The sequence below is a fragment of the Pseudomonas sp. B14(2022) genome, assembly GCF_012030485.1.
Lineage (GTDB): Bacteria > Pseudomonadota > Gammaproteobacteria > Pseudomonadales > Pseudomonadaceae > Aquipseudomonas.
On the sequence record NZ_JAAUVM010000009.1, the window covers coordinates 239048 to 261782 of the forward strand.

At 61.5% G+C, this 22735-nt stretch carries 19 protein-coding genes; 12 read left to right on the plus strand and 7 right to left on the minus strand.

Going from position 1 to position 22735, the window contains the following annotated elements; all coding sequences use genetic code 11:
• Positions 1–130: 130 nt before the first annotated feature.
• A complete protein-coding gene (locus HCF10_RS16090) occupies positions 131–1273 on the plus strand; it encodes an MFS transporter (protein ID WP_145337418.1) in 1143 nt (380 codons plus the stop codon).
• A 12-nt stretch (positions 1274–1285) separates the two neighbouring features.
• On the opposite strand, the gene HCF10_RS16095 is transcribed toward HCF10_RS16090, so the two are convergent.
• Positions 1286–2854: a phospholipase D family protein gene (locus tag HCF10_RS16095; protein ID WP_167655933.1), complete on the minus strand. Its 1569-nt coding sequence runs from the start codon at positions 2852–2854 to the stop codon at positions 1286–1288.
• A gap of 62 nt (positions 2855–2916) precedes the next feature.
• Entirely contained in the window at positions 2917–4341 is a 1425-nt protein-coding gene (locus HCF10_RS16100; protein ID WP_167655934.1) for an aminotransferase-like domain-containing protein, read from the minus strand.
• Between the two features lie 166 nt (positions 4342–4507).
• Here HCF10_RS16100 and HCF10_RS16105 point away from each other — a divergent pair, with 166 nt between their 5' ends.
• Entirely contained in the window at positions 4508–4732 is a 225-nt protein-coding gene (locus HCF10_RS16105; RefSeq protein WP_131697743.1) for a DUF1127 domain-containing protein, read from the plus strand.
• Here HCF10_RS16105 and HCF10_RS16110 read toward each other — a convergent pair whose 3' ends face one another.
• Positions 4733–6025, minus strand: coding sequence for an NAD(P)/FAD-dependent oxidoreductase (locus HCF10_RS16110; protein WP_131697636.1), 1293 nt, complete (start codon positions 6023–6025; stop codon positions 4733–4735).
• A 115-nt stretch (positions 6026–6140) separates the two neighbouring features.
• On the opposite strand from HCF10_RS16110, the gene HCF10_RS16115 reads away from it, so the two are divergent.
• Positions 6141–6494, plus strand: coding sequence for a YkgJ family cysteine cluster protein (locus HCF10_RS16115; protein ID WP_003176897.1), 354 nt, complete (start codon positions 6141–6143; stop codon positions 6492–6494).
• Here the strand turns inward: HCF10_RS16115 and HCF10_RS16120 are convergent.
• Positions 6491–6979 (minus strand): Lrp/AsnC ligand binding domain-containing protein, encoded by a 489-nt coding sequence (locus HCF10_RS16120; protein WP_003206849.1) that lies wholly within the window; start codon positions 6977–6979, stop codon positions 6491–6493. The genes HCF10_RS16115 and HCF10_RS16120 overlap by 4 nt on opposite strands.
• Before the next feature lie 156 nt (positions 6980–7135).
• Here HCF10_RS16120 and dadA point away from each other — a divergent pair, with 156 nt between their 5' ends.
• From dadA to HCF10_RS16150, 6 genes are all read left to right on the plus strand, one after another.
• The gene (dadA, locus tag HCF10_RS16125; protein ID WP_131697635.1) at positions 7136–8437 is read left to right on the plus strand and encodes a D-amino acid dehydrogenase; all 1302 of its coding nucleotides are present in this window, start codon (positions 7136–7138) and stop codon (positions 8435–8437) included.
• A complete protein-coding gene (locus HCF10_RS16130; protein ID WP_017135862.1) occupies positions 8409–8762 on the plus strand; it encodes a RidA family protein in 354 nt (117 codons plus the stop codon). The genes dadA and HCF10_RS16130 overlap by 29 nt, the downstream gene beginning before the upstream one ends.
• Positions 8763–8842: 80 nt before the next feature.
• Entirely contained in the window at positions 8843–9916 is a 1074-nt protein-coding gene (gene alr, locus HCF10_RS16135; RefSeq protein ID WP_131697634.1) for an alanine racemase, read from the plus strand.
• A 116-nt stretch (positions 9917–10032) separates the two neighbouring features.
• Positions 10033–10581 carry a cupin domain-containing protein gene (locus HCF10_RS16140; RefSeq protein WP_003176893.1) on the plus strand — a complete coding sequence of 183 codons (549 nt, stop codon included), beginning with the start codon at positions 10033–10035 and terminating at the stop codon, positions 10579–10581.
• Positions 10582–10762: 181 nt separating this feature from the next.
• A complete protein-coding gene (locus tag HCF10_RS16145; RefSeq protein ID WP_090401453.1) occupies positions 10763–11176 on the plus strand; it encodes a c-type cytochrome in 414 nt (137 codons plus the stop codon).
• Between the two features lie 136 nt (positions 11177–11312).
• Positions 11313–13235, plus strand: a complete 1923-nt coding sequence (locus HCF10_RS16150; protein ID WP_167655935.1) for an acetyl-CoA hydrolase/transferase family protein — start codon at positions 11313–11315, stop codon at positions 13233–13235.
• 136 nt (positions 13236–13371) lie between these two features.
• Here HCF10_RS16150 and HCF10_RS16155 read toward each other — a convergent pair whose 3' ends face one another.
• Together HCF10_RS16155 and rep are read right to left on the minus strand one after the other, a co-directional pair.
• Positions 13372–13944: a xanthine phosphoribosyltransferase gene (locus tag HCF10_RS16155; protein ID WP_167655936.1), complete on the minus strand. Its 573-nt coding sequence runs from the start codon at positions 13942–13944 to the stop codon at positions 13372–13374.
• Between the two features lie 58 nt (positions 13945–14002).
• Entirely contained in the window at positions 14003–16012 is a 2010-nt protein-coding gene (gene rep, locus HCF10_RS16160) for a DNA helicase Rep (RefSeq protein ID WP_027608306.1), read from the minus strand.
• A gap of 255 nt (positions 16013–16267) precedes the next feature.
• Between rep and HCF10_RS16165 the strand changes: the two genes are divergently transcribed.
• Positions 16268–17941 (plus strand): putative bifunctional diguanylate cyclase/phosphodiesterase, encoded by a 1674-nt coding sequence (locus tag HCF10_RS16165; RefSeq protein ID WP_131697632.1) that lies wholly within the window; start codon positions 16268–16270, stop codon positions 17939–17941.
• On the opposite strand, the gene HCF10_RS16170 is transcribed toward HCF10_RS16165, so the two are convergent.
• Positions 17938–19350, minus strand: coding sequence for a NorM family multidrug efflux MATE transporter (locus tag HCF10_RS16170; RefSeq protein WP_131697631.1), 1413 nt, complete (start codon positions 19348–19350; stop codon positions 17938–17940). The genes HCF10_RS16165 and HCF10_RS16170 overlap by 4 nt on opposite strands.
• A gap of 152 nt (positions 19351–19502) precedes the next feature.
• On the opposite strand from HCF10_RS16170, the gene HCF10_RS16175 reads away from it, so the two are divergent.
• Positions 19503–20423: a LysR substrate-binding domain-containing protein gene (locus HCF10_RS16175; RefSeq protein WP_167655937.1), complete on the plus strand. Its 921-nt coding sequence runs from the start codon at positions 19503–19505 to the stop codon at positions 20421–20423.
• A 178-nt stretch (positions 20424–20601) separates the two neighbouring features.
• Entirely contained in the window at positions 20602–22578 is a 1977-nt protein-coding gene (locus HCF10_RS16180; protein ID WP_167655938.1) for a methyl-accepting chemotaxis protein, read from the plus strand.
• Positions 22579–22735 lie beyond the last annotated feature (157 nt).

The following is a 22735-nucleotide window of genomic DNA, read 5'->3' on the forward strand; positions in this document are numbered from 1 at the left end:
GTGGGAGGGGGCTTGCCCCCGATAGCAGTGTGTCAGGCACTAACAGTGCTCAATGATCCACCGCAATCGGGAGCAAGCCCCCTCCCACACTGTTTTGTGTGAACCCATGATTATCCACAGGAGCGTGGCAATGCGTTGGGCGACCTATTTCGCCGTCCTGGCCTCGGTGCTCAGTGTCGGCCTGGCCCTGGGTGTCAGCATGCCTCTGGTCTCCCTGCGCCTTGAGGGCTGGGGCTACGGCAGTTTCGCTATTGGCGTAATGGCCGCCATGCCGGCCTTTGGCGTATTGCTTGGCGCCAAGGTCTCCAGCCGCCTGGCCGCCTGGCTCGGCACCGCGAACCTCATGCGTCTGTGCCTTTGGGCCGGTGCGGTGTCCATCGGTTTGCTGGCCATTCTGCCCAGCTACCCGATATGGCTGGTGCTGCGCCTGATGATCGGGGTGATCCTGACCATCGTGTTTATCCTTGGTGAAAGCTGGATCAACCAGTTGGTGGTGGAGCAGTGGCGTGGCCGGCTGGTGGCGCTGTATGGCTGCAGTTATGCCTTGAGCCAGCTCTCGGGGCCGTTGCTGCTGGGCGTGATCGGTACCGGCCATGACTATGGTTTCTGGGTCGGCGTTGGCCTGCTGGTGGTGGCTCCGCTGGCATTGCTGGGTCGCTCCGGTGCGCCCAGTGCCGAATCGTTCAGCGTGACCTTCGCGGATTTGTGGCGCTTCTGCCTGAGCCTGCCGGCGATTGCCTGGGCGGTGGCGCTGTTCGCCGCGTTTGAGGCGATGATCCTGACGCTGCTGCCGGTGTATTGCCTGCAACAGGGGTTCACTGCCGAAATTGCCTTGGCGATGGTCAGCACGGTGGTGGTCGGTGACGCCCTGCTGCAACTGCCCATCGGTGCGCTGGCGGATTATCTGCCACGACGCACGCTGTTTTTGAGTTGCGCACTGCTGTTGCTGGCATCGAGCCTGGCGATTCCATTGCTGATGCACACGCTGCTCATCTGGCCACTATGGGTGCTGTTCGGCGCCAGTGCTGGCGGGTTGTTCACGTTGTCGCTGATTCTGATCGGCGAGCGTTATCGTGACGATGCGCTGGTGCGTGCCAATGCCCACATCGCGCAGTTATGGGGAATCGGCTGCCTGATCGGTCCGCTGGTGGCCGGCGCCGGCAGCCAATGGATCAGCGGGCACGCGCTGCCGTTGCTGATGGCGGTCGGGGCCTTGGGTTTGGTGGTGCTGTTGCTGCGCCAAGGTGCATTTGGTGCCGCTCAGCCGGCTTGATCCTCGCTGTTCCTAGAGCATGCGCTCCAGGCCGACCGAGGTGGCGAACCAGGCATTGAACCGCCGCCACCAACTGCCCGGCTCACGGGTTAGGGTATGCAGTTGGCCGTTGTCCTCGGTCACCCACACCACGTTGTCGTCCTGCAACTTCGCCTCGTAGCTCAAGGCCGGCGCCATGCCTTGCAGCGCCAGGTTGCGCACGTGTTCCGCCAGCTCCGGGCTGTCCACCAGCACGCCGACTTCGGTGTTCCACAGCACGGAGCGAGGGTCGAAATTGAAAGAGCCCACAAACGACTTCGTCCGATCAAAGATCATCGCCTTGCTGTGCAGGCTCGAGTCCGAGCCACGGAACGTGCCGCGACGAAACAGGTGCGGCCCGCTGCCTGCGCTCGGATCGCCCGGTTGGCGGCGCAATTCGTAGAGTTTCACGCCGTGCTCCAGCAACGCCTTGCGGTACGGTGCATAGCCGCCATGTACCGCCGGAACGTCGGTAGCCTCAAGGGAGTTGGTCAACAAGCTTACCGACACACCCGCATCGGCGCGGCCGGTGAGGTACACCAGCCCAGGTTGCCCTGGCACAAAGTACGCCGAGATCATGATCAGTTCATGGTTGACGCCTTCCAGCTCCGGGGCCAGTTGCGTGGTCAGCAGCAGGTGCGGGTCCGGGTCGGCCTTGGACAGGACCTTGCTCGGCGCGTCCCACAGTGCCTGGTTCCAGGCCCAGATCAGTTCGCGGCGCCAGGTGTCCATGCGTGGCTGGGTCTGGTAGGTGCGCAAGCGTGCATACAGCGCGTGCTTCTGCTGGCGCGACTCGGCCAGCGATGCTTCCAGGCCCAGGCGCGCGGCGGCCAGGTCACCTTTGGAGGGCATATTGGAGACAAAGTCATCAATGGGTTTGCTCAGGGCGCTGTTCCAGTACTGATCGAAACTGTGCCCGAGTTGTTCTGCCACCGGCCCGACGCTGAGCATGTCGATATCGGTGAAGTTCAGGTTGGGCTCGGCGTCGAAATACTCATCCCCCAGGTTGCGCCCGCCGACGATGGCCACGCTGTTGTCCGCCAGCCACAGCTTGTTGTGCATGCGCCGGTGTTGCAGCGACAGATTGAAAAGACGGCCCATTGACCGTGTCACACCGGTGCTGCGCCCCAGATGCAGAGGGTTGAACAGGCGAATCTCGATCTTGGGGTGGGCGGCGAGGGTGGCGATGATCTGGTCAAGGCCGTCGCTGGTGGTGTCGTCCAGCAGGATGCGCACGCGCACGCCTCGGTCGGCGGCCTTGAGCAGTTCATCCACCAGCATCCGTGTGCTGATGCCGTCGTGCACGATGTAGTACTGCAGGTCGAGGCTGGTCTGGGCGTTGCGGATCAACTCGGCGCGGGCCATAAAGGCTTCGCTGCTGTTGGGTAGCAGGCGAAAGCCCGAGCGTCCTTGATACGGCGCGGCCTGGGCCTGGATCGAGCGGCCGAACGACGACTGGGCGGCCGGCAGGGCATCGCTGGATATGCGCGGCGTACTCACCGTGGCGCAGCCGCTCAAGGCCAGGGCTCCCAACAGGAAAAACGGTAAAAGCCGTCGAATCATCAAGGGAGTCGCTTCCAGGTCAGGGCGGTAGTCGACATATGACGGCGTTTTCTCGCGAAAGGTCAGTCCACCACTTCGGCCAGCATCTTGATCGCGGCAGCACCGACTTTGCGCACGGCCTCTTCAATCTGGGCGGTTGGCTTGGCAGCGTAGTTCATGCGCAGGCAGTTACGGTACTTGCCCGACGCGGAAAAGATGCTTCCCACCGCCACCTGTACGCCTTGTTCCACCAGCACGCGGTTGAGCTTGAGGGTGTCGAAACCTTCCGGCAGTTCTATCCACAGCATGAAGCTGCCTTGTGGGCGGCTGGCGCGTGTGCCGGCAGGGAAGTAGCGGTTGACCCAGTCGAGCATCACGTCGCGATTACGCTGGTATTGTGTGCGCATCCGTCGCAAATGGGGTTCGAAATGGCCCCCTTTGAGAAACTCGGCAATGGCGATCTGCGGCTGCGTGGCGGTGGAGCCGGTGCTGATGTACTTCATGTGCAGTACCCGCTCCAGGTACCGGCCGGGCGCGACCCAGCCAATGCGCAGGCCCGGCGCCAGGGTCTTGGAGAATGAGCTGCACAACAGCACGCGACCGTCTTCGTCAAAGGATTTGATGGTGCGCGGGCGCGGGTAGCTGTAGGCCAGTTCGCCATACACATCGTCTTCGATGATCGCTACGTCAAAGCGCTGGGCCAGGGTCAGCAACGCGCGTTTGCGCGCTTCCGGCATGATGTAGCCCAGCGGGTTATTGCAGTTGGGGGTCAACTGGATGACCTTGATCGGCCACTGTTCCAGCGCCAGTTCCAATGCTTCGAGGCTGATGCCGGTGATCGGGTCGGTGGGGATTTCCAAGGCTTTCATGCCCAGGCCCTTGAGGGTCTGCATGGCGCCGTGGAAGCTGGGCGAGTCCACCGCGACGATATCGCCAGGCTCGCAGATGGCGTGGATGCTGGCGGATAGCGCCTCGTGACAGCCGGTGGTAATCACGATGTCCTCGGCAGTCAGCTGGCAGCCGGAATCCAGTGACAGTCGGGCGATTTGCTCGCGCAGTTCCATACAGCCGAGAATATTGTCGTAATACAGCCCCGGCAGATCCTGGCGCCGGCTGACGCGAGCCAGGCTGCGCAGCAAGGGCTTGAGGGTGGGTGACAATACATCCGGCATGCCGCGACCCAGCTGTATGACATCCTTGCGCGGAACGGCGCGAATCAGTTCCAGCACCAGGTCCCACTGTGAGATTTCCACCGGGCGCTGGGCCGGGCGGCCGACCTCGGGCAGCGCCGGCAACTCCCGGCCCACCGGTACAAAGTACCCAGACTTGGGCTTGGGCATCGCCAGGCCATTGTCTTCCAGCAACCGATAAGCCTGCTGCACGGTGCTCAGGCTGACCCCGTGCTCGACGCTCAAGGCGCGTACGGACGGCAGTCGATCACCGGGGCGATAGAACCCCTGTTCGATGCGCGTGCCCAGCAATTCGGCGAGGTTGACGTAAAGCGTCATGGCGGTCGCTCCCGGGGGACCAGTACAGATAAGGGGAAAATACAGGATTCAGCCGCGTACAGGCAGTGTCTGTATGGATTTAATAAAGGTGGGTTGAATCTGTAATGGTTTTGCCTGCTCGCCCATTCTAGTCACTCATGGCAACAAGCAAATGAGGGGCAGCAAAATGAACGGCATGAGCGATGTGCGGCTGATGTTACACAGTCAGGAATTGCAGGCTGGGCAAGAGCGGGCGACGTCGCCGCGCGAGATCAGCCGCTGGGGTCTGTTCTGGCACCGCCGCCATACGCGCAAGGCCTTGCTGCACTTGAGCCGCGAGCAATTGCGCGATGTCGGGTTGACCCCCGAGCAAGCCCGCCAGGAAGGCCTGAAGCCTTTCTGGCGTGATTGATCAGACCAGCTCTTTGAGGCGGTGCCAGAGCATTCCCAAGGCCAGCAGCGGCGAGCGCAGGTGCTTGCCGCCGGGGAAGGTGATGTGCGGCACCTGGGCGAACAGGTCGAAACGTCCCTGCTGCTGGCCACTGATGGCTTCGGCCAGCAGCTTGCCCGCCAGGTGCGTGGCGTTGAGGCCATGGCCTGCGTAGGCCTGGGCGTAATACACGTTGGGCTGGTCCGCCAAGCGGCCGATTTGCGGCAAGCGGTTGGCGCCGATGCCGATCATGCCGCCCCATTGGTAGTCGATGTTCACGTCGGCCAGCTGTGGGAACACCTGCAGCATCTTTGGCCGCATGTAGGCGCCGATGTCCTTGGGGTCGCGTCCGGAGTAGTGGCAGGCGCCGCCGAATAACAGACGGCGGTCGGCGGACAGGCGGAAGTAATCCACCGTCACGCGCTGGTCACACACCGCCATGTTCTGCGGCAGCAGGTTGGCGGCTTGTGCTTCGCTCAACGGTTCGGTGGCGATGATGTAGCTGCCGGCGGGCAGCACCTTGCCGCTCAATTGCGGGTTCAGCCCATTCAGGTAGGCATTGCAGGCCAGCACCAGGGTCTTGGCGCGCACAGTGCCTTGGGTGGTGTGCACCTTGACCTCGGGGCCGTAGTCGATACGCGTGACTTCCGACTGTTCGAACAACTGCACACCCCATTGCTGCGCGGCGGCGGCTTCGCCGAGAGCCAGGTTCAACGGGTGCAGGTGGCCGGAACCCATGTCGATCATGCCACCCATATAGCGGTCGGAGCCGATGACGCTGCCCATGTCGCTCGCTTGTAACAGACGTACTTCGTGGCGATAGCCCAGGCTGCGCAGTTCTTCGGCGTCTTCGGCCAGGCCTTGCAGGTCGCGAGGCTTGTTGGCCAGGTCGCAGTAGCCCCAGGTCAGGTCGCAGGGGATCTGGTAGCGTTCGACGCGTTCACGCACGATTTCCACGGCCTCCAGACCCATGAGCTTCATCTGGCGCACGCCATCGGTGCCGATCACGTTGGTGAACTGCTCCAGGCCATGACCGACACCGCGAATCAACTGGCCGCCATTGCGCCCGCTGGCGCCCCAGGCGATCTTGCGCGCCTCCAGCAGCGCCACGCTGAAGCCGCGCTCCGCCAGCTCCAGGGCCGTGTTGAGCCCGGAGAAACCGCCGCCGATCACGCACACATCGGCGCTCACTTCGCCCGTCAACGCTGGGTAATCGGGTTGCGGTACGCTGCTGGCGGCGTAGTAGGAAGCGGTGTGCCGGGCGCTGGCAGTCATGGGGAGCATCCCTGTTTGGAAAATTTGACGCAGGATACAGCGGTCGGACGAAGCTGTCTGCGCAGGGCGTTTTGCTTCAGAATCCACCTCTATTCGCCGTTCGGTACGTGTTTCGATGAGTTGCAATAGTCAGAAAATCAGCGCGCTGCGCCGTCAGATTCCTTCGTTCGAGTGCGTCCCCGGCTGCCACGACTGCTGTGGGCCGGTCACCACTTCGCCGGAGGAAATGTCGCGCCTGCCACGCAAGACCGCCGCCGAGCAGGACGCGGCGATGGACGAGCTGAACTGCGTACACCTGGGCCCCAACGGCTGCACCGTATATGACGAACGGCCGCTGATCTGTCGGCTGTTCGGCACCACGAAGACCTTGCCATGCCCCAATGGGCGGGGGCCCGTAGAGTTGATTCACCCTCGGGTGGAGAAGCAGATCCATGAGTACATGGCGAGTACCCGACAGGTGCTGGTTTAATCAGGAATAGGCAGGTTAAGGCTCTCTTTCACCTCTTCCATCACGATGTAGCTCTTCGATTCCCGCACATGGGGCAACTTGAGCAGGATGTCGCCGAGTAATTTGCGGTACGAGGCCATCTCGGAAATGCGCGCTTTCACCAGGTAGTCGAAGTCCCCCGAGACCAGGTGGCACTCCAGCACATGGGGCAGTTTCAGCACGGCGCGGCGGAACTCTTCAAAGGTGTCACCGGATTTGTAATCGAGGCTGATCTCGACAAATACCAGCAAACTCCCCTTCAAATGCTGCGGATTGAGCCGCGCGTTGTAACCCATGATGATCCCCTCGCGCTCCAGCCGCCGCACCCGCTCGGTGCACGGCGTGGTGGACAGCCCGACCTTTTCCCCCAGTTCCGTGAACGAAATTCGCCCGTCGGCTTGCAGGATGCGCAGGATGTTGCGGTCGATCTTGTCCAGCTCCCGCTTGGTCTGGGTGTTGGTACGCATAGGGGATACGCCTCTGTGAAAAGGGTTTTTGCCGAGAATTGTCGCCAAATATAGGCATTTATATAGTGAAATGCACTGGCGATTGCTTTTTATACTGCGCCCATCATTGCTCGAATAACACACGTCAGCGGCCAAGCCCGCGATGAGGATATAAAAATGCGCGTTCTGGTCTTGGGTAGCGGCGTCATTGGTGTGACCAGTGCCTACTATTTGGCGCGGGCCGGCTTTGAAGTCGTCGTAGTCGACCGTCAGCCCGCCGCTGCCATGGAAACCAGTTTCGCCAACGCCGGCCAGGTGTCCCCAGGCTACGCTTCGCCATGGGCCGCGCCGGGCGTGCCGCTCAAGGCCATCAAGTGGTTGTTGCAACGCCACGCGCCGCTGGCGATCAAGGCCACCGCCGATATCGACCAATACCTGTGGATGGCGCAGATGCTGCGCAACTGTACCGCCAGCCGTTATGCGGTGAACAAAGAGCGCATGGTCCGCCTGTCCGAGTACAGTCGTGACTGCCTCGACGAACTGCGTGCGGAAACCGGTATTGGGTACGAAGGCCGCAGCCTGGGGACTACGCAGCTGTTCCGCACCCAGGCCCAGCTTGATGGCGCCGCTAAAGACATTGCCGTTTTGAAAGAGTCCGGCGTGCCGTTCGAACTGCTCGATCGCGCCGGTATCGCCCGCGTTGAGCCTGCCCTGGCCAGCGTCACCGATATCCTTGCCGGTGCTTTACGTCTGCCGAATGACCAGACCGGCGATTGCCAGATGTTCACCACCCGCCTGGCAGAAATGTGCAAGCAACTGGGCGTGGAATTCCGCTTCGAACAGGATATCCAGCGCCTCGACTACGCGGGCGAGCGCGTCAACGGTGTGTGGATCGACGGCAAGCTGGAAACCGCCGACCGCTACGTACTGGCTCTCGGCAGTTATTCGCCGAAGCTGCTCAAGCCGCTGGGGATCAAGGCGCCGGTGTACCCGCTCAAGGGTTACTCGCTGACGGTGCCCATCACCAATCCGGCAATGGCCCCGACCTCGACCATTCTGGATGAGACCTACAAGGTCGCGATCACCCGTTTCGACAACCGCATCCGCGTCGGCGGCATGGCCGAAATAGCCGGTTTTGACCTGTCGCTTAACCCGCGGCGACGTGAAACCCTGGAGATGATCGTCAACGACCTTTATCCTCAGGGCGGCGATCTGACCGAAGCCACTTTCTGGACCGGCCTGCGCCCGACCACACCCGACGGCACGCCGATTGTCGGTGCCACGCCGTTCAAGAATCTGTTCCTGAATACTGGTCACGGCACCCTCGGCTGGACCATGGCGTGTGGCTCTGGTCGCTTGCTGGCCGACCTGATGGCGAAGAAAACGCCGCAGATCAGCGCCGAAGGCCTCGATATTTCCCGTTATGGCAACCACCAGGAGTCCGCAAAGCATGTCAATCCAGCGCCAGCTCACCAATGAGCGCATGAGCCAGATCGTTGTTCACAGCGGTACCGTGTATCTGGCCGGGCAAGTCGGTGACGACATGAACGCCGGGATCGAACAGCAGACCCGTGAAACCCTGGCCAATATCGAGCGTTTGCTGGACCTGGCCGGCACCGACAAAACCAAGCTGCTGTCGGTGACGATCTACCTGAAGGACATCGACGCCGACTTCGCGGGTATGAATGCGGTGTGGGACAAGTGGCTGCCCAAAGGTGTCGCCCCGGCCCGCGCCACGGTTGAGGCCAAGCTGTGCGAACCGGAAATTCTGGTAGAGCTGTCCGTCGTGGCCGCGCTGCCTTAAACAACGATCCCTCTTCCGGTGCTGAGGTTGTTGATCGGTGCCGGTTTTTTCTTCACTTTGCCGCCTAGAAGCCTGCCGCCATGCGTCCTGCCCGTGCCCTGATCGACCTCCAAGCCCTGCGCCACAACTACCAATTGGCCCGTGAAGTCACGGGCGCCAAGGCCCTCGCGGTGGTCAAGGCCGACGCCTACGGCCATGGTGCCGTGCGCGTCGCCCAGGCGCTGGAAGCCGAGGCCGATGGGTTTGCCGTGGCGTGTATCGAAGAGGCGTTGGAGCTGCGCGCCGCCGGTATTCGCGCGCCAGTGCTGCTGCTGGAAGGTTTTTTCGAAGCCGACGAGTTGCCGCTGATCGTCGAGCATGATTTCTGGTGCGTGGTGCATTCGCTGTGGCAACTGGAGGCCATCGAACAGGCCAGCCTGCTCAAGCCGCTGACCATCTGGCTCAAGCTGGATTCGGGAATGCACCGCGTTGGCCTGCACCCCAAGGATTACCACGAGGCTTACCAGCGCCTGCTGGCCAGCGGCAAAGTCGCAAAGATTGTGTTGATGAGCCATTTTGCCCGCGCCGATGAGCTCGATTGCGTCAGCAGCGACGAGCAAGTGGCGGTGTTTGATGCGGCGCGCCAAGGGCTGGTGGCTGAGGTCAGCCTGCGCAACTCGCCGTCGGTGCTGGGCTGGCCGAGCGTATCCAGCGACTGGGTGCGTCCGGGCATCATGCTTTATGGCGCCACACCGTTTGGTGAGGACCAGGCCTTGGCCGCGCGTTTGCAGCCGGTGATGACCCTGGAATCGAAAGTGATCTGCGTGCGTGAACTGCCAGCCGGCGAGCCGGTGGGTTACGGCGCCCGGTTCATCACGCCCAAACCGATGCGTATCGGTGTGGTTGCCATGGGGTATGCCGACGGCTACCCGCGCCATGCGCCCACCGGCACGCCGGTGCTGGTGGCGGGGCAGCGCAGCCAATTGCTGGGTCGCGTGTCCATGGACATGCTGTGCATCGATCTGACGGACGTCCCTGAGGCGGGTCTTGGTTCCACCGTGGAGCTGTGGGGCAAAACCATCCTCGCCAGTGACGTCGCCGTCGCTGCCGAGACCATCCCGTACCAGATCTTCTGCAACCTGCGTCGTGTGCCAAGGCTCTATTCCGGCGCTTGACCGTCAGGTACGAACACCGCTCCCTGGGATTTAGGCCCAAGTGTTGTAAATACTGAACGCTGTCGCCATGATAACGCTCAATTACAACAAAGCCAGAATCCTAGGAGGCTCCCGCATTGGACGTCGGCGAACGACTGCAATCCATCCGTAAGCTGAAGGGTCTTTCCCAGCGTGAGCTCGCCAAGCGCGCGGGCGTCACCAACAGCACCATTTCGATGATCGAAAAAAACAGTGTCAGCCCCTCGATCAGTTCCTTGCGCAAGGTGCTGGGCGGCATCCCCATGTCCATGGTCGAGTTCTTTTCCGAGGAGATCCTCCAGGAAATACCGACGCAGATCGTCTATAAAGCCAATGAGCTGATCGATATCTCTGATGGCGCCGTCACCATGAAACTGGTGGGTCGTGCTCACCCGAGCCGGGCGATCGCGTTTCTCAACGAAATCTACCCGCCGGGCGCCGATACGGGCGAAGAAATGCTCACCCACGAGGGCGAAGAAACCGGGATTCTGGTGGAAGGCCGTTTGGAGTTGGTGGTCGGTCTTGAAACTTTTGTGCTCGAAGCCGGCGATAGCTACTACTTTGAAAGCACCAAGCCCCATCGTTTCCGTAATCCGTTCGATGTGCCGGCGCGACTAATCAGCGCAGCCACACCCGCGAACTTTTAACAAAAGAGGCGTCCTGCCAGCGTTGCAGAGACACCCGAGCAGCATTCCGCGAGACTGAATCTCCCTTTGTTTAATAGGGTTGTTTCGGCCGGACGGGCTAACCGTTATACTTTCGCCGCCTGCGAAACCGTGGCCGCAGGCGTGAATAGCCACCATTGAGGGTGAACGCGTGAATCTAATTATGAAAATGCTGGCTGCACCAGCAACCGTACTGGCCCTATGGGCTGTCAGCGCTCAAGCTGCGACTAATGACGACATTGCCAAGCGCCTGGAGCCTGTGGGCCAGGTGTGCGTCCAGGGGCAGGAATGCAAGGGGATGGAAGTCGCTGTGGCAGCGGGCGGCGGCGGCGGAGCGAAAACGCCAGATGAAGTGATCGCCAAACACTGCAACGCGTGCCACGGCACCGGCCTGTTGAACGCGCCGAAAATTGGCGACACCGCGGCCTGGAAAGAGCGCGCCGACCACCAGGGCGGCCTCGATGGCATCCTGGCCAAGGCAATCACCGGTATCAACGCCATGCCGCCAAAAGGCACCTGTGCTGATTGCTCGGATGATGAGCTTAAAGGTGCAATCAAGAAGATGTCCGGCCTGTAACCGTCGATCTTCGCCAAAAACGCCGCTTACGAGCGGCTTTTTTGTGCCCGTAATTTGTGTTTCGAGGCTGTTCTTTGCAGCAAAGACCCGCCACTCTCTGTCCAACCCCTAATCATGGAATGTTCAGGAGGGTCGGATGGTGCAGTTGTGTTCAATCGAGCAAGCAGTTGACGACGTACTCGCGCGGCTACCGGCGCATATCCACATGGGCATGCCCCTGGGGCTGGGTAAGCCCAACCTGTTCGCCAATGCGTTGTACCGGCGTATTGCCAAGCTGCCGGAGCGGGCGCTGACGATTTACACCGCGTTGAGCCTGGGCCGCCCGACTTTGGGCGATGGCTTGCAGAAGCGCTTTCTCGAACCCTTTATCGAGCGGGTGTTTGGTGATTACCCAGAGTTGGAGTTTCTGGCCGCGCTGCACTCAGACAGCCTCCCGAAGAATATCCATGTGCAGCAGTTCTTCATGCAGCCCGGCAGTTTGCTGCACAGCACGTCGGCCCAGCAGGATTACGTCAGCAGCAACTACAGCCACGCCGCCCGCGACATCAACGCCGCTGGCCTGAACCTGGTGGCACAACTGGTTGCGAGCAGCGCGGAACACCCGGACCGTCTGAGCCTGAGCTGCAACCCCGACATCACCCTCGACCTGCTGCCCATGATCGCCAAGCGCCGTGAAGCGGGCGAAACCGTTTTGATCGTTGGCCAGGTCCACACCGAGTTGCCGTACATGCCGGGCGACTCCGAGTTGGGCATGGACGCGTTCGACTACCTGATCGATGCAAAGGACAGCAGCACGTTGTTCTCCACGCCGAACATGCCGGTGGGGTTCCAGGACCATTTCATCGGCTTGCACGCCAGCACCCTGGTGCGCGATGGAGGCACCTTGCAGATCGGTATTGGCTCCATGGGCGACGCACTGACCGCCGCTTTGCTGGCGCGCCAGGCCGATAACGAAGCTTATCGCCTGCTACTGACTGACCTGGATGTGTACCAATGGGCCCCGCTGATCAGTCGTGAAGGTGGTGTCGATCCCTTCGCTCGTGGGCTCTACGGTTGCAGCGAAATGTTCGTCAACGGCCTGCTGGTGCTGGCGGATGCGGGGATTATCCGGCGCAAGGTCTACCCGGATGTGGCCACTCAGGAACAAGCCAACGCCGGTTTGCTGGACGATGCGGCGCAGCCCGACGGCGTTTCGATCCACGGCGGTTTCTTCCTGGGGCCGCGCAGTTTTTACCAGCGCTTGCAGGAGATGACCCACGCCAAGCGCCTGGAATTCAACATGACCCGCATCAGCTACATCAACGAGCTGTACGGCCAGGAAGCGCTCAAGCGCCTGCAGCGCCAGGATGCACGGTTTATCAACAGCGCGATCACGGTGACGTTGCTGGGCGCAGGCGTGGCCGACCAGTTGGAGGACGGTCGCGTGCTCAGCGGCGTAGGTGGGCAATACAACTTTGTGGCTCAGGGGCATGCGCTGGAGGGCGCGCGCTCAATCCTGATCCTGCGCAGTTGGCGTGAGTCGGCGGGGGAGGTCAGTTCCAACATCGTCTGGGAGTATGGGCATTGCACCATTCCCCGCCACCTGCGGGACATCGTCATCACCGAGTACGGCATTGCCGACCTGCGTGGGCAGACGGATGTCAAGGTGATCGAGGCGTTGCTCAACATCACCGATTCACGCTTCCAGGCCGACTTGATCGAACAAGCGCAAAAGGCTGGCAAGTTGCCCAAGGATTTCCAGCTCGATCCTCGCTTCAGCGACAACACCCCGGAGCGGCTCCAGGGTATCCAAGCGCGGCATCGGCGGCTGTTCCCGGAGTATCCGCTGGGCAGCGATTTCACGGACGAAGAGCGGGATCTGTTGCGCGCCTTGAACTGGCTCAAGAGCAAATTCAAGCTGACGGAGATTCTGGAGTTGGGCAAGGCGGCACTGGATGCACCGGAGCCGGAGGCGTTTCCAGAGCATTTGAGGCGGATGCGGTTGGATAAACCGGAGGGGCTGAAAGAGGATCTCTATCAGCGCCTATTGCTCGCTGGCTTACAAGCAACCGCACACTAAAAACCAACACAAAGCCAAATGTGGGAGGGGGCTTGCCCCCGATAGCGGCGTATCAGTCCCAAATGTGTTGGCTGAACCACTGTTATCGGGGGCAAGCCCCCTCCCACATTTTGATCCGTGTTCACCTCGTAGCAAATTACTCGATGAAGGTGACGACGCCACCGGCCAGCGACTTCACCCGCGCCAGCGACTCAACCCGATAACCCTGCGCATCCAACTCCGCACGGCCACCCTGGAACGACTTCTCGATCACAATCCCCAAACCGGCAACGGTCGCACCGGCCTGCTTGATGATCGAAATCAGCGCCTGGGATGCCTTGCCGTTGGCCAGGAAGTCATCGATCACCAGTACGCGGTCGCTGCTGGTCAGGTGACGCGGCGAGATCGCCACGGTGCTTTCGACTTTCTTGGTGAAGGAATACACCGTCGCCGACAGCAGGTTTTCAGTCAGGGTCAGGGACTGCTGCTTGCGTGCGAAAATCACCGGTACGCCAAGGTTCAGACCGGTCATGATTGCCGGCGCGATGCCCGACGCTTCGATGGTGACGATCTTGGTGATGCCCGCGTCCTTGAACCGCGCGGCGAATTCGTCGCCGATCTGTTTCATCAGCGCCGGGTCGATCTGGTGATTCAGAAAGGCGTCGACCTTGAGTACCTGATCGGAAAGCACGATGCCTTCTTCGCGAATTTTCTTGTGCAGTGCTTCCACGGAAAGCTTCCTCTAATGGCGGGTTGTGCGCCGAAAGTAGATTAAAAAGTAGTCGATTCTAGCGCTTTAACATCGCGCGTATATCCGCCAGGGCGGTGTTGCCGCGAACGGCCTTCACCTCGGTCGGGGTGTCGTCATTGCCTTCCCAGGCCAGGTCATCCGGCGGCAGTTCGTCCAGGAACCGGCTGGGGGCACAATCGATGATTTCGCCGTATTGCTTGCGCTTGGCGGCAAAGGTGAAGGCCAGTGTCTGACGTGCGCGGGTAATGCCCACGTAGGCCAGACGCCGTTCTTCCTCGATGGTGTCGGCTTCGATGCTGGAGCGGTGCGGGAGGATTTCCTCTTCCATGCCCATGATGAACACATAGGGAAATTCCAGGCCCTTGGACGCATGCAAGGTCATCATCTGTACACCTTCGGCGCCGTCTTCCTCTTCCTGCTGGCGCTCGAGCATGTCGCGCAGCACCAGCTTGCCGATGGCGTCTTCGACGGTCATTTCGCCGTCTTCGTCTTTTTCCAGAGTGTTCTTCAACGCTTCGATCAGGAACCAGACGTTGCCCATGCGGTAATCCGCGGCCTTGTCGCTGGAACTGTTGGTGCGCAGCCAGTTTTCATAGTCGATGTCCATGACCATGCTGCGCAGGGCGCTGATCGGGTCTTCGCCGGCGCACTGCTCGCGCACCTTGTCCATGAAGCGCTTGAAGCGCGACAGGCGATCGGTGAAGCGCGTGTCCAGGTGTTCGCCCAGGCCGATTTCGTCGGTGGCGGCGTACATCGAGATCTTGCGTTCGGTGGCGTAGTTGCCGAGCTTTTCCAGGGTGGTAGAACCAATCTCGCGGCGCGGCACGTTGATCACGCGCAGGAAGGCGTTGTCGTCGTCCGGGTTCACGATCAGGCGGAAGTAGGCCATCAGGTCTTTCACTTCCTGGCGTCCGAAAAAGCTGTTGCCGCCTGACAGGCGATACGGCACCTGGTGGTGCTGCAACTTCAGTTCGATCAGCTTGGCCTGGTAGTTGCCGCGATAGAGGATCGCGAAATCGCTGTAGGGCCGGTCGGTGCGCAGGTGCAGGCTGAGGATTTCCACGGCCACGCGCTCGGCTTCGGCGTCTTCGTTGCGGCAGCGGATCACGCGGATCTCATCGCCGTGGCCCATCTCGCTCCACAGTTGTTTTTCAAACTCGTGGGGGTTGTTCGAGATCAGCACGTTGGCGCAACGCAGGATGCGGCTGGTGGAGCGGTAGTTCTGCTCCAGCATCACCACTTTCAGGGACGGGTAGTCGTCCTTGAGCAGCATCAGGTTTTCCGGGCGGGCGCCGCGCCAGGCGTAGATCGACTGGTCGTCGTCGCCCACCACGGTGAACTGGTTGCGCGTGCCGATCAGCAACTTCACCAGCAAATATTGGCTGGCGTTGGTGTCCTGGTATTCGTCCACCAGCAGGTAGCGCACCTTGTTCTGCCACTTTTCGAGGATGTCGGCGTGTTCCTGGAACAGCTTCACCGGCAGCAGGATCAGGTCGTCGAAGTCCACCGCGTTGAACGCCTTGAGCGTGCGCTGGTAGTGGGTGTAAACGATGGCGGCGGTCTGTTCCTTGGGGTTGCGTGCATTTTCCAGGGCTTCGGGCGGCAGGATCAGGTCGTTTTTCCAGGCGCCGATCATGTTCTTGATCTCGTCGACGCCGTCGTCGCCCGCGTATTCCTTCTGCATGATGTCGGTCATCAGGGCCTTGACGTCGGTCTCGTCGAAGATCGAGAAGCCCGGCTTGTAGCCCAGCCGCACATGCTCCTTGCGGATGATGTTCAGGCCCAGGTTGTGGAAGGTACACACCGTGAGGCCACGGCCTTCGCCCCCCTTGAGCAGGGTGCCGACGCGCTCTTTCATTTCCCGCGCCGCCTTGTTGGTAAAGGTCATGGCGACGATGTACTGGGCGCGGATGCCACAGTTCTGGATCAGGTGCGCGATCTTGCGGGTGATCACGCTGGTCTTGCCGGAGCCTGCACCGGCGAGCACCAATAGAGGGCCGCCGACGTAGTTCACGGCTTCTTGCTGCCGGGGATTGAGTCGGGACATACGGAATTCAGGGAGTCGTTGTTCAAAAGGGCGGGCATTTTAACAGGCTGGCAAGATTCTGCTGCCCTGGATCGACGGTGTGACGTACCACTCGATCTAAATTTGCCGCTTTTGATACTTTGCCGCAGGATGTCTGGGTTTTTAAGACAATTGCTTACAGCCTGCGTATTTGATAGCCCCTATCATTGGTGATTATCAGGCCGCACGTCATAATGCCCGCCGCCAACGAATTTTTGCAGAGTCTAGGGAGCTAGCTTGTCTACGCCTGTCGAACCCTTGCGTTTGCTGCTACTGGCCGATACGCCTGAGTGGGCAGCGTTGTTGCGCGAGTGCCTGGCGCCGATGGGCGATGGGGCTGTGCTGATCAGCGCGCCAAACTGGGACTCGGTGAGTCGTCTGTTCGACGACGACGACAGCGCCGTGCTGTTGACCACGCCCAGCCTGCAACCCGGCCCTGGCCGTTGCAGCTTGCCGTGCGTGTTGTTGCTGGAGCAGGAACCGCTGGTTTCGCCGCTGGGCGTCAGTGATTGGCTGATCCGCAATGCGTTGGACGCTGACACCCTGCGTCGTTGCCTGCGCCATGTGCGTGAGCGTGGTGTGCTGGAAAACACTCTGCAGCGCCTGGCCGAACAGGACCCGCTCACCGGCATCGCCAACCGCCAGGGCTTCCAGACCCTGCTGGCCGCACGGTTGGCCGAGAACGAAGGTCGCGGCCTGGCCCTCGGTCACCTGGACCTCGATAATTTCCGCCATGCCAACGATGCCCTCGGCCACCAGGCCGGCGACCGCCTGATCCTGCAAGTGGTCTCGCGGCTTAAGAGCCAGCTCGAAGCCGGCGATCAACTGGCGCGCCTGGGCAGCGACGAATTCGCCCTGCTGATCGATACGCGCCGCGCGCCCCAGCGTGCGGAGTGGATGGCCGAGCGCATCACCGAAGCCATGGCCGAGCCTTATTGGGTGGATGGCGAAAGCCTGCTGATCGGCTGCAGCCTGGGCGTGGCCCATGCCCGGGCGCGTGCCGGCGCCGACCCGCTGATGTGGCACGCCCATATCGCCATGCAGCAAGCCAAGAGTACCCAGGGCTGTACCTTTCATATCTTCAACGAACGCATCAACCGCAACGCGCGCAGCCTGGCCGACCTGGAAAGCGAGCTGCGCCGTGCCTTGCGCCGTGATGAGCTGGAGCTGCATTACCAGCCGCGCCTCGACCTGGACGACGGGCATATCGTTGGCCTGGAAGCCCTGGTGCGCTGGCGCCACGGCGAGCGTGGCCTGTTGCCGCCGAGTGAATTCGTGCCACTGGCCGAACAGAGTGGGCTGATTGTACCGTTGGGTTACTGGGTGATTTCCCGGGCCTTGCGTGACATGCAAGACCTGCGCGAACGCGGCCTGCCGCCGCTGCATATGGCGGTAAACCTGTCGTTTCGCCAGTTCCAGGACAGCCAGCTGCTTTCTACGCTGAGCCGGCTGATCAGCGAGCGCGGCGTGGAAGCGCAATGGTTGGAATTCGAACTGACCGAAACCGCCGTGATGCGCCGCAGTGACCTGGTCAAGCAGACCATGGACGCCCTTGGCCGTTTGGGCGTGCGGTTTTCCCTGGATGACTTCGGCACCGGTTTCTCATCGTTCGTGCACCTCAACAGCCTGCCGATTGCGTTGTTGAAAATCGACAAGAGCTTCGTCGGCGGCATGGAAGAGCGTGAGGAAAACCGCAAGCTGGTGCACGCCATGATCAACCTGGCGCACAACCTCAATCTGGAAGTGGTGGCCGAAGGTGTCGAGACTCCCGAGCAACTGGCACTGTTGCGGTTGTTCGGCTGCGACCAGGCCCAGGGTTACCTGATCAGCAAGCCGCTGCCGTTGCCGGAGTTGGTGGAATACCTGACCTTCGGCAATGGCCAGCGCACCTGCGTGAGCGAGGGGCTCTAGTCGACCTGTGCAGCCTGAAAGCCGGTGTCGGCTTCGGGCTCCTGGCCTTCCCGGCGAATCATCCGCTTCATCTTCGCTTCAAACGCCCAGGTCAGGCTAATCGCGGCGCAGGCCAGGCCCAGCGCCAGGCCCCACCACACGCCGGTGGGACCCCAGCCCAACGTGAAGGCCATCAACCAGGCTGAAGGCGCGCCAATCAACCAGTAGCAGCCTGCACCGATCAGGAAGGTGGTCTTGGCGTCTTTGAGCCCGCGAATGCAACCCATCGCGATGGTTTGCACGCCGTCGAACAGCTCAAACCAGGCGGCGACGGCGAGCAGGCTGACGGCCAGGACGATCACATCGTGGAACGCCGGGTTGTCGTGGTCGATTAGCAGTCCAATCAACGGGTCTGAAAACAGCCACAGCACGGCGGCAAATCCCAGCATTATTGCCGCGCCAAAGCCTATGCCGACGCGCCCGGCCATGCGCGCATGCAGCAATTGCCCGGCGCCGTAGTGCTGGCCGATGCGCATGGTCACCGCGTAGGACATCCCCGCGGGCACCATAAAGGCCACCGACACGATTTGCAGGGCGATCTGGTGCGCTGCCAACTGCGTGCTGCCCATGGTGCCCATGCACAGTGCAGCAAAGGCAAACAGCCCGACCTCCACCGCATAGGTACCGCCAATCGGCAGGCCCAGGCGCCACAGCTCGCGCAAGTACTGGGTGTTGAGGCGCAGCAGCCCGGTGCCCAGCGGGTAGGCTGCATAAGCCCGGTTGCTGCGGATGTACCACATCAATGCCAGCGCCATGCTGTTGGCGACAATGGCCGTGACTAAACCAATGCCCATCAAGCCGAGCTTGGGCAGGCCGAACATGCCTTCGATCAGCGCGTGGTTGAGCAGGTAGTTGACCACCGTGCCGCCGAGGCTGATCACCATCACCGGAGTGGCCTTGCCGATGGCGCTGGTGAAACCGCGCAGGGCCATGAAGCTCAGGTAGCCAGGCAGGGCGAACGGCAGCATGGTCAGAAATTGCCCTGCCGAGTGCACGTTGGTTTCGGTCTGGCCGAACATCAGCAGCACCGGCTTGAGGTTCCACAGCAGCAGGGCCGCCGCCAAGGCCATCAGCCAGGCCAGCCACAGCCCGGCCTGGGTCAGGCGGGTGGCGCCTTCGATATCACCCGCGCCGTGGCGGATCGCAACCAAGGTGCCCACGGCGGCAATCACGCCGATGCAGAAAATCGCGACGAACGAATAACTCGCCGCGCCCAGGCCGCCACCGGCCAGGGCTTCGGGGCTCAGGCGCGCCATCATCAGGGTGTCGGTCAACACCATCAGCATGTGTGCCAACTGTGAGGCAATCAACGGCCCTGACAGCCGCAGAATGGCCCAGAGTTCGGTACGTGCCGGATGCTGCATGATCATCACGCTCAAAAAGTCAGAGGGTTGGGGAGGGTTTGATTCTCGGCGCTTCCAGCCCATTGCACAAAGGGATAAATGCGATCGTTTGCATGATTAAAACTCATGTCTGATTGATTCTGGTAGGGTTTCAGCACTGTGCTGTCGGAGCTTTCCCAATGTCTCGTCGTCTTCCTCCTCTTTATGCGTTGCGTGCCTTTGAAGCGGCCTCCCGGCACAGCTCCTTCACCCGCGCTGCGGAGGAGCTGTCGATTACCCAAAGTGCGGTGAGCCGACATATCCGCACGCTCGAAGAGCATTTCGCCTGCCGCCTGTTCCAGCGCAACGGCCGCGCCTTGCAGCTCACTGAGGCGGCGCGCCTGTTGTTGCCCGGCGTGCGCGAAGGGTTTGCGGCGCTGGAGCGGGCCTGCCATACCTTGAATGCCGAAGATGACATCCTGCGCATGAAGGCCCCCTCCACATTGACCATGCGCTGGCTGCTCGCGCGGCTCAGCCGCTTCCGGGCGCTGCAGCCGGGCAATGAGGTGCAACTGACCAGCGCCTGGATGAACGTGGACGAGGTGGACTTCAATCAGGAGCCTTTCGACTGTGCGGTGCTGCTGAGCGATGGGCATTTTCCAGCGGATTGGGAGGCCCGTTACCTGTTCCCGGAGCTGTTGATTCCTGTCGGTGCGCCGAACCTGCTGGAGGATGGACCTTGGGATGCCGCGCGCCTGGCCACCGCCGAATTGCTGCACCCCACGCCCGACCGGCGAGACTGGCGCAACTGGCTGGAGCGCATGCAGCTGTCGTCCCAAGTGTCACTCAAGGGCGGGCAGGTGTTCGACACCCTGGAGCTGGGCATGATCGCTGCTGCGCGGGGCTACGGCGTGTCCATGGGCGATTTGCTGATGGTGGCTGAAGACGTCGCCCAGGGACGATTGAGCCTGCCGTGGCCGACGGCGGTGGCCAGTGGGGAAAATTACTACCTTGTGTGGCCAAAAACCCGCCCTGGCGGCGAGCGCTTGCGACGGTTGGCGGATTTTCTGCAAGGCGAGGTGCAGGCGATGGTGTTGCCTGCGGTAGAGCGCCTCGACTGAAGGGGTGGAAGCGTTGGTTCGCAACCGTTTGCGTCATACCCCTGTGAATCGCTCAAGTATTGCTGCGGCCAGCCGAAGTAGGTGTGTTGGAACTATCGTGCACCAACGTTTCCCATCAGATAATTTGCCGAGCAGCGCTATGAGATCAGGATGATCCTGGCCTCGGCCAGGAGCTGTCATGTCTCAACCTCGCGCCCGGATTGCCTCCCAGTTAGGCCTCGCGTTAGCCGTGATTCTGGCTGTCGTTATCAGCGGCAGTACGGTGTTTGCCTTGCGTTCCCTCGACTCCGCTAACCTCGACACCCGCGAGGAACACCTGGCCAGTGAGGCGCGTCTGCTCGCCGACCAGCTCAATACCTTCCACGGCACCTTGCGCGAGAGCACTCAGCGTTTGAGCGGGCTGTTTGAAAAGCGCTTCGGCGCCGGGTTGAGCGTGCATGCGGACCAACCCGTGACCGTAGCCGGTGTTCAGACGCCCAGCCTGTACCTGGGCAGCGAGGTGCTGAATAACAACTTTGATGAAGTGGATGAGTTCAAGCAAATGTCCGGCGGCGTGGCCACCGTATTTGTGCGCAGTGGCGACGACTTCATCCGGATCAGCACGTCCCTGACCAAGCAGGATGGCAACCGCGCCATCGGCACCGTCCTCGACCGTCAGGGCCCGGCCTATCAGCGCGTTGTGGGTGGGCAGACCTACATCGGCAGGGCGGTGTTGTTCGATCGCTCCTACATGACCCAGTACAGCCCGGTGCGTGACAGCGGCGGTAAGGTCATCGCCGTGCTGTTCATCGGTTTTGACTACACCGATGCGCAGAACGCCCAATTCGAAAACCTCAAGCGTTTCCGAATTGGCCAGACCGGTTCCCTTGCGCTGCTGGATGAGCAAAAGCACTGGCTGGTGCCACCCGCCGGTGTGCAGGCGCTGGATCAATCGGTGGCGGTGATGCTGGACCTGGCCAAGACCCCAGGCAAAGGCCGCTTCTGGAGCGACAAGAACGAAGATTTCTATAGCGTTTCGGTACCGTTCGAAGGTGGTCCGTGGGCTGTAGTCGCGAGCATGCCGAAAGCTGAAATCCGCGCTGTGACCTGGGCCGTGGGTATTCGCCTGGTGATCGGCAGCGTGCTGGCGATGTTGCTGGCGGTGGGCGCCACGGTCTGGCTGCTGCGCAGCAAGTTGCAGCCCCTGAGTGACCTGGTGCGTCAGGCCGAGTCCCTGGGGGCGGGCGATCTGAGCGCGCGCTTGAACGTGTCCAGCCATGACGAAATCGGCCAACTGGCGCGCAGCTTCAACCAGATGGGCGAAGCGCTGTCGACCATGGTCTCGCATATCCGTAACGCAGCCGAAGAGGTCAACAGCCGCGCCCAGGCCTTATCCGGTTTGTCCGGCGGTGCCTATGAGGGCATGGAGCAGCAATCCGGCGAAATCACCAGCATGGCCGGCGCGGTAGAGGAGTTCAGCGCCACGTCGTTGAATATCGCCGACAACATGGGCAATACCGAACGCCTGGCCCAGGAAAACGCCCAGCAGACCCGCATTGGCCGCACCTCGATGCAGGAAGCGTCGTCGTCGCTGGAACACATCGCCACCGCCCTGAACAGCACGGCCACGGTGATCAACACCCTCGGCCAGCGCTCCCAGGAAATCGGCGGGATCGTCGGCGTGATCACCTCGATTGCCGAACAGACCAACTTGCTGGCGCTCAACGCCGCCATTGAAGCCGCCCGCGCAGGGGAGCAAGGCCGTGGGTTTGCTGTGGTGGCCGACGAAGTACGTAACCTGGCGTCGCGTACCCGTGAAGCCACCGATGAAATTTCCGGCATGATCCAGAGCATTCAGAAGGAAACCGGCAACGCCATCAGCACCATGGAGCAAGGCAACGCGCTGATGCAGGAAGGCCTGTCGCGCAACGCCGACGTGGCCTCGGCCCTGGCACGTATCGACGAGCAAAGTCGCTCGGCCGGCCAGCAATTCGCCGCGATTACCACCGCCACCCAAGAGCAGAGCAGCACCGCGACCTTGCTCAGCAGCAACCTGCAGAGCATCGCGCTGGCCAACAGCGAGCAGCGGGAAGTGGTGTCCAACCTGGCGATTACCGCCAAGGAACTGGAGACATTGGCGGCGAGCCTGCGCCATGAGGTGGATCGGTTTCGCTGAGCCACCGCTGTACAAAATGTGGGAGGCTTACTGAACTGGTCAAGTAATCTTGGACACTGATTAAGGTTCACGCCGCCAACCTTTCCTTCACGACCGGCGACCGGTAGTCGTTGTAGCTATGAGGCCTGCTGATGTTGTAGCGCGAGACATAGCGCTG